Genomic DNA, 12669 nt, shown 5'->3' with positions numbered 1-12669 from the left:
GACAGCCGGCTAAACAAACTCCGGCACTGATATTCCTTTTAATGGCAGCATTCGCGTGCGGCTCCCATGCGCAACAACCCGCAAAAGGCGACTCACAAGCAAACGTAAACAAGACTGGCGTTGCCAAAGAGGACAAACTCAAGGCCTACCGATATAGCGATCGCGACCTGTGGACCAGCCTGCCGCAGACGGATTATGATTTCGCCGGTGAGACGCTTACCCTGCACAAAATAGAGCAACCCGAAGCGGACGGCTCGCACTTGATCCTGTTTATCGGCGAAACCGCCGTACCGAATAACGGCGATGCGCTGGTCATGCAGCACCTGGCCGAAAAAAATCCGCGTAGCGAAGTGTGGTTTATCGATACTCCGGACGCACTGTTTGTCGAACGGGAACGCACCGGTATGCGCAATAACGCGGGCGATTTTATGCTGCCGATTATGCAGCAGATCACCCAGGTCTTCGCGTCGGTTACCCTGATTACGATGGATGTTGTCAGCGTTCCCGTCCTGCGCGGCTTGAATCAATGGCAGTCGCAAGCCGATCAAGTCAATCTGAACAAACTTTCGCAGCTGATCCTCCTCTACCCCAGTCTGTACGTCAATACGCCGGTCGCCGGGCGTGAAAGAGAACTGTTTCCGATCGTAGAGCACAGCGCCTTGCCGATCAGCGTTTTTCAGCCGCAACTGGGTGCCCAGGCCAATTATATTGATGAATCGCTTATGGCCCTGCGCCGCGGCGGAAGTTTGGTTCAACTGGAAAAGATCGCGGCCGCAACCGACGGCATCTATAAATTTCAGGATATCCGTTCGATGGCAAAGATCTGCTCGGACATGATTGATCGCAGCGAAAAGCACATGCGCCAACTCCGCCGAACCATCAATTATCGGGTTCTACCGGTCGAAAAATTCGACCCGAGCAATTCTCCAAAAAGCGAAATCGTTTCCGGTCTGATTAAGCTGGACGGCACGGCTAAAATGCCCGATATCAAACTGCATGATTTACAAGGCAATGCGGTTGACGTTCTGGCTGAACACGCGGGGAAAGCGCTGCTGATTAATTTCTGGGCCACTTGGTGTCCGCATTGCGTAGAAGAGATTCCATCGATGAATCGTGCGCTGGCACAACTGGATCAGGAGCGTTTCGCCATGATCTCCATCTCCTATAAGGATACCGCCGAGATCATGAGTCAGTTCACTCAAGAAATACAAGTCGATTTCCCGATTCTCATGGACTATGAAGGCCATGTTTCCGCGCAGTGGAAAGTGTTCGCCTTTCCAAGCAGCTTCTTGGTCGACCGTCAAGGAATCATTCGCTACTCCATCAATGCCGGAGCGATCTGGGACAGCCCCGACATGCTGGAAAAACTCCGGGAAATCAGTCAGTAGCGGAGATCACGCCTGCCGGACGCCAAAAGGAATAACCGCCTCAATCTGCCGCTCTCCCTGCTGCAGCATTAACAGTCTGTCTACGCCGAGTGCGACCCCGCAACAGTCAGGCAGCGGCTTTTCCGTCAGCGTTTGCAACAGCTTCTGGTCCAGAGGAACTTGCGGCAAGCCCAGTTGCGCGCGCTGAGCCAAACTCTCCTCGAAGCGCTGTCGATAAAGACCGGCATCGGCCAGCTCGTGGTAGCCGTTAGCCAACTCCATAGCATCGACAAAGACCTCAAAGCGTTCGGCAACCTCAGGGTTCTGCGGATCGATCAACGCCAGAGCCGCGTCGCGGGCCGGAAAATCCTTAAGCACCGTAATAACGCCCTGACCGAGCTGCGGTTCAATGACTTCGGTCAGAATCAGTTGTTCCCAAAGCGTTTTATCGTTTTCATCGACACCGACAATTTCCGGCACCTTGTGCCGTTGCAGACAGGCCCGGCACTGCTCGGCACTGGCGTGGAAAATATCCTCAACCCCGGCAAATTCCGCAAACGCCTGTCGGTAGCTTAACTGCTGAACTTCGCGTAGCTCCGGCAGAAGCTGATTAAGCAGTTCCATCACCTCATCAATCAGTTCCTGCAAAGAAAAGCCGACACGGTACCACTCCAGCATCGTAAACTCGATCTGGTGTCGCGGACTCAAATCCCCGTCCCGGAACACCTTGCCGAGATAGAAAATATCTCCGGACCCTTCGCACAATAAGCGTTTCATCGGATACTCCGGCGACGTATGCCAGAAATATTCCTGACGTTCGCGCTCGCCCGGCACCTGCAGCCAGCTGCTAAGCGAACGCAGGTGTACATCCGGCGTCGCCCCCTGAGATAACATCGGCGTATCGACTTCCAGCACTTGGCGCTGATAAAAAAACGCCCGCAGTCTTTGCAGAAACTGCGAGCGTTTTTCCAATTGAAGACGACGTTCCGAAACTTTCGAAGCTGTCGAAAAATCGTTCATCATTTATTTCGCACGAGAAACGTATTCACCTTTTTCGGTGTTGACGATTACCTTTTCACCGATCTGTACGAATAGAGGAACCTGAACAACCGCACCGGTCGTCAGAGTCGCCGGCTTACCGCCGGTTCCCGCCGTATCCCCTTTCAGCCCCGGATCGGTTTCGATAACTTCCAACGTTACCTGCTTAGGTGGAATAACCGAAATCGGTTGGCCGTTGAATAGAGTGACCACACACATATCCTGTTCGATCAACCATTTGGCAACATCTGCCACGGCTGATTCCGGCGCCTGATACTGTTCGAAAGACTCCGCATCCATAAAGTGCCAGAATTCACCGTCGGTATACAGATACTGCAGTTCAGTATCCATAACGTCGGCCGCTTCAACTTTCTCACCCGACTTAAAGGTCTTTTCCAGAACGCGTCCGGTCATCAGGTTACGGTATTTAACGCGGTTAAACGCCTGACCTTTACCCGGCTGAACGATGGTATTATCGACGATGGTACAAGGCTGGCCGTCCATAAGGAATTTCAGACCGTTTTTAAATTCGTTTGTGCTTACTGTTGCCATAATTTTTTCCAGAAGAGTTTACAGATCCGAACAAACGGCGTTTCCGTATGACCGTGATCCCATAATAAAATTTTGGTCGCATTTTACCGCAAAACCGCTTCGGTTTAAAATAGTCCGATTTTATTCACTTCCAATCGAGCCCGTTTTATGCGCAAACCGCCCGCTACCGCCCAATCCCTTATTGCCGATCTAGGTCTTCAGGACGCTTTGCAACAGGATCTGATCGAAAGCGCGTTTGCTTTCAAAGCGCCGCGCCACTTCATAGCGCAGATCCAAACGGCAGATGCCGAGGACCCCCTGCTTAAACAGATTTTGCCGATTCAAGCCGAAAATCACTCGCCGGAGGGGTATCTGACCGATCCGGTCGGAGATCACCTGAAAAACCCACAACCGGCGCTGATTCATAAATATCATGGTCGCGTGCTGCTGATTGCCAGTCCGAAGTGCGATATTCATTGCCGCTACTGTTTTCGACGTCATTTCCCGTACGAGAGCCACGCCAATCAACGCCATTGGCAAAAAGCATTAGCGACCATAAGTAATGACCGGACACTGCATGAAGTTATTCTCAGCGGTGGCGACCCGATGAGTTTAAGCGAAAACGCCCTGTTAAAGCTGTGTCAGCAAATCGAAACGATCGAACAGATTACCACTCTGCGAGTGCATACCCGAACGCCGGTAGTCGCTCCGGATAAAGCCGCGCAAAACCAATGGCTGGCATGGACGCGGGAGACACGCCTGAATGTCGTTATGGTTGTGCACAGCAACCATGGCAATGAACTCAGCAAGGAAACCGGCGAATTGTTCAGCCGTTACCGTCAGGCAGGCGTGACACTACTGAACCAGAGCGTTTTGCTCAAAGGCGTCAACGATTCAATCGAGATTCTCGAAGAGTTGAGTCATAAACTCTTCGCTCAGGGCATCCTGCCCTACTATCTGCATCAATTGGATAAGGTCAGCGGCGCCAGCCATTTCGAAGTTGAAGATCGGCTGGCGTTAAATCTTCACGAGCAGTTACGTCAGAGGCTCCCCGGCTATCTGGTCCCCAAACTGGTCCGGGAAATCGCCGGAGAGCCCTATAAAACGCCCTTAATACCTTAAACCGTTTGCCGCCAGGCCTAACGGCTAGTTGCCCAGCTGGTACTTCTCTTTAAAGCCACAGTGTCCCTGTGGCAACCATTCCGGAGGCAGATAATAATTCCGGTACACCGGTTCAAGGATTTTCTCCCGGTAGAGTCGATAGTTGAAATCTTCTCCGATAAAAAGCATATAGGTCTGTCCGGCAACTTTCCGTAGCGGCTTGAGCCGGTAATTTTGGAAATAAGGCGTTACTAACTGCAGATCCGAGCTTTTGACCAGCAAGATTCGCATCTGACGACCAGCGAAATCGGCGAAATTGATCCGTTTATCATCTTCACGACCAAACTTCGAGGTGCTGGCAAAGACATGCAGATCCGTACGTCGGCAATGCTGGCTCAGTGTAGCCTGGGAACTGTACCCCAAAGTAAACAGTGTATCGGGCGGAAGCTGCTGGCAGAGCGCCTGTGGCTCGAGATAAAGCGGCGCACGTAACTTGGCCGTTCCCTTTAAAAAGTCCATCGCATTGGCCAGCAAAAACAGCAAGGTTATGGCAGCCAAAATCGATAGTAGCGCATTAAACCAGAATAACCGTATCTGCTGTCGCTCATTCAGCACCGCATAGGCGGCATACAGCCAAACCACCGAGATCAGTGGCCAATGTAGGCCTACCTGATTACTCAGACTGACAAGCAGCAGAACCAGCAGCAGCGGCAGACTGGAATACCACGGTAATACCGGAAGTCGCCGCAATTCGCTTCTCTGCCGATACAGATAATAAAGTCCCAAAGGGGAAAGCATCAACACAAGCATCAGCAGATAAGACAGAGGATAGTTCCACCCCAGAGAGCTATCCTGAGTTCGCGAGAAAAAGTTGAACAGAATATTGTTCCAGCAGTGCTGGTAGTTAAACCACAGATTCTGGGCGACAAAAAGAACAACGAGCGCGATCATCAGCGTCATTAAGCGCCAGTTGACTAGAGGATGATCGGAAGGCTTACGCAGCGTGAAATACAGCACATAGAAAAGCAGTCCTAACAGCAGAAAAACTGCAAAATATTTAGAAAGAAAGGCCATCCCGAGCGTCAGGCCGGCAAGCACGGCAAAAAGCGTCGAAACTTCTTTCAGCGCACGCGAAAACCAGTAAAAGCCCAGAGCTGCGAAAAAGACCAGAACCGTGTCGTTGGCAGTCAGGACAAACATCAATGAAACCGGGGAAACCCAGAAAATCATTGCTACCCAAAACGCCTTATCGCGTTCGACTTCGGCAAACAAGCATAACCACTGATAGAGCAGATAGGCCACCACAAGCGAGGTCGCAAAAGCGAAACTGCGATACCAGACAAGATCTTCGGATAACAGGCTCATTAAGCCCAGAATCCACCCGACCGCTGGAGGATGATCGTAATATCCGGAAGCCAGTTGCTGTCCCCAGACAATGAAATAGGCTTCATCGCCAGTTAGCGGAACCTGCCATAAAAGCACCAGCTTCAAGGCGGTAAAAAGCATCAGCGCGGACAGTTGCGCTATGGAGAGGGAAGGCAAGGCGTTTTTCAAATTCAACAAACCGGATTAATCTCTTGAGAGTCGCTTATGAAACACCGACTTCTGAAAACAGTCAAATGCTTCGTTTAGATCGGTACGGATGGAATTATCCTGCTGCAACTGGCCGAGTAACTCTCCGACCGCTTCAAGTGTCGACAGACTATCGCTGTTTTTCTGTTTGCGAATGAAGTATTGTGAAGCGCTGCCGGGTTGAATAGTAATCCGCGGCAGACTTTGTAACTGCGGGTTTAGCATAAGCATCTTATAAGTTTTCCGCCAGGTTCCGTCAAGCACCAGAATTTGACTGTTCTGCAGACTCGGCCGTAAAGACTCGGCCGTAACAACCGGTAATGTCGGCAAATCTTCTTCGGTTTTCGGGTACAGAAGATAAGTCCGCTTACCATTTGCCAGCCACTGATCCAATTCCATTGCACCATCTTTCAACGACTCTGTGCATACCAGAGCTTGCGCAACCGTCTCCCCTTTCCAGAGTTGAACCCAATTCAGAGATTTAACCAACAAGGGAACGGTTGATTTGGCCTGCTTCGCTTCGTCGGGATGTTGCAAAATACCGATTTCAATCCGGTTGCCAACCTCTCTGCTACAATGGCACCAGCAGGCATTGACAGGCCTTACGCAGCCTTGGCAAATTGTTCGTGCCATTTTTCGTTCGACTCACTCAAGCGGCAAATTACATTGTGACTATTTTAGCAAACTGCGAATTTGTGGATCTGTCAAAACAGCCTCCCGACAGCCCACTGATCTATAAACTCAAACACTTTCTGAAACAAGCTCAGCAAAAAAACTGGCAACAGAGCGATCGGGTTTTTCTCGTTGTGCATCAAGACCGAATCGTCGGCTATGCGCGCCTAGTCCCTCAGGAAAACAGTGCTTTTTGGCTGCGCGGACTCTATGTCGATCCGCATTGGCGTAACCAAGGGATCGCCGCTAACCTGATCCGCTCCGCAGAGAATGCTCTGGCAGTAACCGAAGGCGGACAGATTATCTGTTTTGCGCTGGAGCATTTAGAACGCTTTTATCAACGGCTCGAATACCAGCCACTCGACGAATTGCAACTGCAGAACATTAACCCGTATTTACATACACGTTTTCGACAGGCGAAGGAAAACGGCAAATCCTGGCTGCTACTGCGGAAACATTTGCAAGACTGTTACCGTTAATCCGAATCCTGTAAAAGCGGCGCACCATGCGCTTCTTGCAGCAAATGTTCCGGAATCTCTTTCTTGGTCTTACCGGCTAATTCCTTAAGCATTTCAGCCTGACGAACCAGATTACCGTTACCTTCCATCATGCGCGTTTTAGCCTGATGATAACTATTGTTGACCGCATCCAGCTGCTTACCAACCTTCTCAAAAGATTCGACAAATCCGACAAACTTATCATGCACTTCGGCAGCACGTTTAATCAGTTTGACAGTGTTCTCGCTCTGTCGTTCATAGCGCCACAGCTGCTCGATCGTTTTTAAGGTCGTGAAAAGCGTTGTCGGAGTCACCACCGCGACCCGTTTGTCGAATGCTTCCTCGAAAATCCGTGGCTCGGCTTCGATCGCCATCAGATAAGCCCCTTCAACCGGAATAAACATCAAGACAAAATCCGGCGCGTTTAACAGCTCCAGATGGTCGTAACGCTTACTCGCAAGTGCGTCAATATGCTTGCGCAGACTCTGTAGGTGAGATTTCAAGGCGACCTGCTGATGCTGAACATTATCGCTGTTAAGCGTCTGCTCATAGTGTTTCAACGAAACTTTAGAATCAATAATAATGTGTTTATTGCCGGGCAAATTCAAAATGACGTCCGGTCTCAGGCGGCTGCCATCCTGCTGAGAAAAACTTTTTTCCCGTTCAAACTCTTCGCCTTCTCGAAGTCCCGAACGCTCAAGCAGCCTTTCCAGAACCAGTTCCCCCCAATTACCCTGAGTTTTACTGTCGCCTTTAAGCGCTTGAGTCAGGTTCTTGGTCTCTTCGGTCATTTGCGAGTTAAGCTCCTGCAGTTGTTTGAGCTGCTGCTGAAGACTGGCTCTTCCTTCAAGACTCTCTTTGTGAGTGGTTTCAACTCTTTGTTTAAAGCTTTCCAGAGTTGTTTGCATCGGCTGCAGAATTGCCCCCATCGACTCTTTGTTCAATCGGGAGAATTCCTGCTGTTTTGTTTCGAAAATATGGTTTGCAAGGTTCTTAAATTCATTTTCGAGCTGCTGTTTGGCTTCCTGCTGAAACAACAGCTTTTCCTCTGCGTTCTTCTGCTGAAGTTCCAAGGAGGTCTCTAATGTAGCTACTCTGGCCTGTTCCTCGGCCAATGCCTGATTCAAGGCCTCAAGTTTCCGCTCTTTATCTTTCAGTGTTTCCTGTGCCGTCTGCAATTGCTGCTCGAGCTGGCCGAACTGTCCCTGTATCGCATTCAGCTGTCGCACTTGCTGCTCCAGTTCAAGTTGATCCTGCTGCCATTTTTGCTGATTCTGACGCAGTGCTTCCAGCTCATACAGTGACGGCTGCACTTCTTCGCGGAAGTTTTGCAAGGCGTCAATACGCTGGCGCTGCTGAATAAATAAATAACCCAGAATTAAAATGAAAAAGCCCGCAACAGTCAGTGCGGGCCAAAAGAGTTCGTTGATATTCATATCTATTGAGAATTCGGTTTCGTTGCTGTCGGTTGTGAAGTAAGAATTTTAACCTGTTCCAACGTGTCTTTCGCAACCCTTTCTTTGGTTTTCGGCAGTGCTTTACCTTTCGCTTTTTCTTTCTGAACCAGCTGATAGGTCGGAACGACTTTAGGTTTTCTTGGCAACAGAGTGCTGCCTACCGGAACGACCTGCTCTTTCCCCAAGATATCGAATGCGACGCCTTTCTCGGTTGTATGTTCTTTATTGATCGTAATATGCTTGGAATAGGTACGGTTATATTTTCCATTCACCCGGGCCAGAGAGTCTCCATTCGGTTTGATGACCAAAGCGGAAACGGCCAGTTTGTATGGCAGATAGATACGTTTTTTCTTTGCTTTTTCGGTACCTGTTCCCTTACCCGGAGGCGGTGGTGGTGGAATTTTTTCCACATCTTGCGCCTCTGGAGGATTAATATAGGCCGCTCTTTGTCGGTCGATTTTTTCACGGGTTGGTTTATCCAGAAGAATCGTCTGAAGATTCAGAGGTTTATTCAGAACATCATTTCCGGCTCCGGATATTTTCGGCTTTTTCTGCTCTGGTGATGCTTTCTGCGTTTCCGCCTGATCAGTTGGCGTTTCGGTTCGAACCTTCAGCTTGCCGTCCTGCCCTCTTTCAAGCACAATCACATCGGCACTTTGCGGAACGTTCTGCGGTACATTTTGTACCGGAGCCGGATCGGCCGCCGTCCCCATGATAGGCACAAGCGATGCGACCAGCAATGTTGCACAACTCGTTAAAAATTTCATACAGAACCCCTTTTTATCTATCTACTCTCAGGCACCCGGCAGACATCTTTATGTGTCTGACTCTCAAGCAGCCTTAGGTTCAAATTATCGACTTGCCACGACTTTGGTTTCTTTCGGGTCTTTCTTCTTACCCAAATTCAAATGCGTATGGAAAACGACTATCGTACATACGCTCTTAACATTCCCTTCGGTCAAGTTGAAGTTCGCATTAACCTTATGGTCGTCGGTACGCAATTCGTTATTACAGGATTCAATCAAATACAGAGGAGATACTCGTTCATTGATCGATTCGAACAATCGCAACAAATCCTCTTCATGCTGAAGCTCCATCGTCAGCTTGATACGGCTGAAATAGAACATTTTCTGCGGTACCTGAATGGTTTTGAATAATGAACTGCTCAGAGGTTTCTCCGGCAAAAATTCAAAACTAAACTTCGGCATCAAATACCCCTGTTTGAGTTTGATCAGATTATCCGCCCAGAAAACACGATCCTGTTTCTTCACCAGACCTTTTTTCATCAGCTCGGCATATTTTTCACCATACTGCTGGAAGAGACGAACCTGTTGTTCCAAAAAGGTCACCTCACTCTTCAACTGATTGAGCTTGGCAATTTTCGGCTGCGCTTGCGCTTTAAGATCCTTACTTAACTCTTCAAAACCGTACCAGGCCCCGCCGATGGCTGCGACCAAAAGAACGAGTACAATCAACAGGTTCCGAAAGAAACGCTTAAAAAAGGGATCTTGGACAATATTATTTAGACTCGCCATCTTTAACCCTCAAAGTTATGCTGAAAGGCAGAGCTTCGACTTCACCTTCATCCGTATTAATTTTGGTTGCCTGTTTCAAATTTCGGTTCAATGGCTCTTCATCCAACGAAACCGATTCAATATTTTTCAGTTTTTTGAGATCATCAACCAGTGCATCTACCCAGTAAACCGGCTTTCTGTAGGTTTCATAAAACGGGAAAACCCAGCCTTCGATGGCGATTTCATGCCGCTGACTGTCCATTGCCTGAAGGTTTTTCCAATTCATATCCTTAAGCTGAATATTAGGATGACGCTTTAAAGTTTCACTGAAATCCTGAATATTGAAACCAACCAGTCTGTCGACACGCAGACTCAGAACTGCCTCCGAAAACTCAACCGACGCCTTGATCTGCTGAGCGTCATCCTGCAACTTGACCAGTTCGGTCAAGCGCTGTTTTTCTCGCTCATGCGCCACAATATTTTGATCAAGCAATCCCAGCTTTTGCCAACTCAGATAATTATCGACCGAGTTCACCAGAACAAAAGCCAGCCCCCCTAGAAGCAGGGCAATATTGACGGCATACAGACTTTTGCGCGCCAGCTGGAAGTTTTGCAAACGTTCGATATAAGGCGTGCAATAAAAGCCTTTAAGTACATTATTGAAAAGGAAATCAACCGCCGCCTGTTCAGAGTAGCAGTGGGCTTCTTCATTGCAATATTGCATCCCTCCGCCCAACTCCTTGTAGGTCTTTTTCGCAAAGTAGAAATTGTTACCCCATGACCCGCGAATAATCCCGTTTTCACGACAATCTTCTTCGATATTCTGTAAAACGGCTTCGTCTTCATCAAGGAAGATCAGACCTATCGGATGGTTGAACGGAATGATTTTCTGATTGTACACATAGGTGATCGCCAGCTTGGTTTCTTCAAGAAGCGCTTTATGAATTTCGTCCGCCTGCTTAAACTCTTCTTCTATCTGCACCGGACGGCTTAAACGCATCTGGCCGCCATGGAAGAAGGTCTGGCGGTAATTTCTTTCCGAATGACGGGAAATAATCAGGAAAGGAAGCTGTTCTTGTTCTTTGGATAATTTAAGTTCAGGCTTAACGACACCACGGAAATACTCCTGCAGCAGGAACGGTTTGGAGTAAATGCCTTTAATCAGAACCTGCGCGGCTTCAAGACTGTTTAAAAACCGTGTTAGCTTGAATGAATCGCTGATGGTGGCAGAAAGAATCAATTCCTCTTTACGCCCTTCATCTGATTTACGATTCTGATTTGTGGAATGAACTTCCGAAAGCGCGATATTCTCGCCCATCAAACGTTCGCGTCGGCGTTTCAGAAGAGCGTTCTTCTCCCAAGGCATCACTTTCGGAACCCATTCGAAGAAAAGGTCTTCATCCACCAGATCCAGCAGAAGCATCACTTCGCTTTTGGCGGAGAGGCCGGAAATGAAGAGGTCAATCTGCGCGATATCGTCCCATTCAAAGGTTTCGACTTCTTCTCCGACTTCCCTTACACTTTTGTAGGCTTTAAAGCCGGATTCAGTAACATAAAGTACATATTGCATATTATTGTACCTGCGAAATAGTATCGTAAATCGGACCGAGAACGGCAATTGTGACCCAGCCAACGATAAAGCCGATGATAATGGTTAAAAATAGTTCGATCATCATGCCAAATATGACCCGTGGAATTGTCCGACAATCATAGTTGGACCTGAGAAATCGTGTCGTAAATCGGACCTAATACTGCAATCATAATCCAACCCACAATAAATCCCATGATCACGGTCAAAAGCGGTTCAATTGTTGGTTCGATTTTCTCGATCAGTTCTTTCGCCTCTCGATCGTAGAAATAACTGACGTTCTTTAGAGCGACATCCATCTTACCGGTTAACTCTCCGGATTTAATCATACGCACAGCCATCATCGGAAAGGCGTCGGAATCCCGGAATGAAACCCAAATCTCTTTACCGTCCTCGATCATATTGACGGCATTCAGGAAATTCGTTTCCAGAAACTTGTTACCTGCAGTCATACTGGCCATTCGCAGGCTTTCCGGAAAACTGACACCTGCGCCATACATGACCGAAAGCGAGTTGGCTACACGTGCTAGCTTTAATTTATGCAAAACAACGCCAATAATAGGAATCTTCAAATGAAATTCATCCGATTTAAGCTTGAAATCCGGAGACTGTTTACGCCACCAGGAATAGACGAATACAAAGATTACCGGCGCCATCATCAATTCAATAATATAGTTCTGAATAAAGTCGGAGGTGGCAATCAGAGCGACTGTCGCAAAACCAATTTCCCCACCCATTGAAGTAATGAAGCCCAATAGCTCCGGTACCACAAACAACATCATCAGAATAACAACCGCGATAACAACGGTTGCTACAATGGCTGGGTAGATCATGACCTTCTTCGCCTTGGAAGCAAGCTCATCTTCCCACTTCATCATATTCCCCAGATCGCGCAGGATGTCTTCCAGCTTACCGGTTTTTTCACCTACTGAAACCAGAGAAATATATACCTGACCAAATTCTTTTTCGAAATCAGCCAGTGATTCGGAAAAGGTATTCCCTCCTTCCATCGACTCGTAAATATTAGCCAGCATCTCTTTGGCAGCATCATTCTCAAAGGAGTCTTTCATATCCTCGATGATTTCCATCAGAGGAACCCCCGCCTCAAGCATCTGTTCAAGCTGGAAAGTAATGGTGATAATGTCGCGTTTTTTTATTTTGGATCCGAAAGAGAGCGATAAACCTTTGCCCTGCTGACGGAAACTCAAAAGGTCAATTTGTGACTTTTTCAGCTTTTGCTCAAGATCCTGCTCATTATTCGCCGGCATGACTCCCGAGACCCGCTTACCAAGCTGATTGATCCCTGTGTAATTATAGTTTTGCATCGATTGC

The 12669-nt window shown here is 48.3% G+C and carries 12 protein-coding genes; 3 read left to right on the top strand and 9 right to left on the bottom strand.

Annotated elements, in window-relative coordinates; genetic code table 11:
• Positions 1-41 precede the first annotated feature (41 nt).
• A complete protein-coding gene (locus HQN79_RS03305) occupies positions 42-1388 on the top strand; it encodes a TlpA family protein disulfide reductase (RefSeq protein ID WP_173284277.1) in 1347 nt (448 codons plus the stop codon).
• Positions 1389-1394: 6 nt separating this feature from the next.
• Here the strand turns inward: HQN79_RS03305 and epmA are convergent, their stop codons facing one another.
• A complete protein-coding gene (epmA, locus tag HQN79_RS03300) occupies positions 1395-2390 on the bottom strand; it encodes an EF-P lysine aminoacylase EpmA (protein ID WP_238843413.1) in 996 nt (331 codons plus the stop codon).
• Positions 2391-2957, bottom strand: coding sequence for an elongation factor P (gene efp / locus HQN79_RS03295; RefSeq protein ID WP_173284276.1), 567 nt, complete (start codon positions 2955-2957; stop codon positions 2391-2393).
• A gap of 147 nt (positions 2958-3104) precedes the next feature.
• Here efp and epmB point away from each other — a divergent pair, with 147 nt between their 5' ends.
• Positions 3105-4058 carry an EF-P beta-lysylation protein EpmB gene (gene epmB / locus HQN79_RS03290; RefSeq protein WP_173284275.1) on the top strand — a complete coding sequence of 318 codons (954 nt, stop codon included), beginning with the start codon at positions 3105-3107 and terminating at the stop codon, positions 4056-4058.
• A gap of 24 nt (positions 4059-4082) precedes the next feature.
• Here the strand turns inward: epmB and HQN79_RS03285 are convergent, their stop codons facing one another.
• The gene (locus HQN79_RS03285; RefSeq protein WP_173284274.1) at positions 4083-5600 is read right to left on the bottom strand and encodes an ArnT family glycosyltransferase; all 1518 of its coding nucleotides are present in this window, start codon (positions 5598-5600) and stop codon (positions 4083-4085) included.
• Positions 5601-5606: 6 nt separating this feature from the next.
• Entirely contained in the window at positions 5607-6242 is a 636-nt protein-coding gene (locus tag HQN79_RS03280; protein ID WP_173284273.1) for a tRNA-uridine aminocarboxypropyltransferase, read from the bottom strand.
• A gap of 35 nt (positions 6243-6277) precedes the next feature.
• On the opposite strand from HQN79_RS03280, the gene HQN79_RS03275 reads away from it, so the two are divergent.
• The gene (locus HQN79_RS03275) at positions 6278-6760 is read left to right on the top strand and encodes a GNAT family N-acetyltransferase (protein ID WP_173284272.1); all 483 of its coding nucleotides are present in this window, start codon (positions 6278-6280) and stop codon (positions 6758-6760) included.
• Here HQN79_RS03275 and HQN79_RS03270 read toward each other — a convergent pair.
• The 5 genes from HQN79_RS03270 to HQN79_RS03250 all read right to left on the bottom strand — a co-directional run bounded on the left by HQN79_RS03270 (position 6757) and on the right by HQN79_RS03250 (position 12662).
• Entirely contained in the window at positions 6757-8214 is a 1458-nt protein-coding gene (locus tag HQN79_RS03270) for a DNA recombination protein RmuC (RefSeq protein WP_173284271.1), read from the bottom strand. The genes HQN79_RS03275 and HQN79_RS03270 overlap by 4 nt on opposite strands.
• A gap of 2 nt (positions 8215-8216) precedes the next feature.
• Complete coding sequence (locus HQN79_RS03265) at positions 8217-9002, bottom strand: hypothetical protein (protein WP_173284270.1); 786 nt, start codon at positions 9000-9002, stop codon at positions 8217-8219.
• An 84-nt stretch (positions 9003-9086) separates the two neighbouring features.
• The gene (locus HQN79_RS03260; protein WP_173284269.1) at positions 9087-9710 is read right to left on the bottom strand and encodes a hypothetical protein; all 624 of its coding nucleotides are present in this window, start codon (positions 9708-9710) and stop codon (positions 9087-9089) included.
• A gap of 43 nt (positions 9711-9753) precedes the next feature.
• Positions 9754-11319 carry a hypothetical protein gene (locus HQN79_RS03255; protein ID WP_173284268.1) on the bottom strand — a complete coding sequence of 522 codons (1566 nt, stop codon included), beginning with the start codon at positions 11317-11319 and terminating at the stop codon, positions 9754-9756.
• Between the two features lie 137 nt (positions 11320-11456).
• Positions 11457-12662: a type II secretion system F family protein gene (locus tag HQN79_RS03250; protein ID WP_173284267.1), complete on the bottom strand. Its 1206-nt coding sequence runs from the start codon at positions 12660-12662 to the stop codon at positions 11457-11459.
• Positions 12663-12669 lie beyond the last annotated feature (7 nt).

This window comes from Thiomicrorhabdus xiamenensis (assembly GCF_013282625.1).
Taxonomy (GTDB): Bacteria; Pseudomonadota; Gammaproteobacteria; order Thiomicrospirales; family Thiomicrospiraceae; genus Thiomicrorhabdus; species Thiomicrorhabdus xiamenensis.
The sequence above is the reverse complement of the archived record's forward strand: the minus strand, read 5'-3'. Positions and strand labels throughout refer to the sequence as shown.

Bases quoted from the DNA above. Each gene is read 5' to 3' on its own strand.
- HQN79_RS03280 (WP_173284273.1), bottom strand. From the start codon at position 6,242: ATGGCACGAACAATTTGCCAAGGCTGCGTAAGGCCTGTCAATGCCTGC.
- HQN79_RS03305 (WP_173284277.1), top strand. From the start codon at position 42: ATGGCAGCATTCGCGTGCGGCTCCCATGCGCAACAACCCGCAAAAGGC.
- HQN79_RS03255 (WP_173284268.1), bottom strand. From the start codon at position 11,319: ATGCAATATGTACTTTATGTTACTGAATCCGGCTTTAAAGCCTACAAA.
- HQN79_RS03270 (WP_173284271.1), bottom strand. From the start codon at position 8,214: ATGAATATCAACGAACTCTTTTGGCCCGCACTGACTGTTGCGGGCTTT.
- efp (WP_173284276.1), bottom strand. From the start codon at position 2,957: ATGGCAACAGTAAGCACAAACGAATTTAAAAACGGTCTGAAATTCCTT.
- HQN79_RS03250 (WP_173284267.1), bottom strand. From the start codon at position 12,662: ATGCAAAACTATAATTACACAGGGATCAATCAGCTTGGTAAGCGGGTC.
- epmA (WP_238843413.1), bottom strand. From the start codon at position 2,390: ATGATGAACGATTTTTCGACAGCTTCGAAAGTTTCGGAACGTCGTCTT.
- HQN79_RS03265 (WP_173284270.1), bottom strand. From the start codon at position 9,002: ATGAAATTTTTAACGAGTTGTGCAACATTGCTGGTCGCATCGCTTGTG.
- epmB (WP_173284275.1), top strand. From the start codon at position 3,105: ATGCGCAAACCGCCCGCTACCGCCCAATCCCTTATTGCCGATCTAGGT.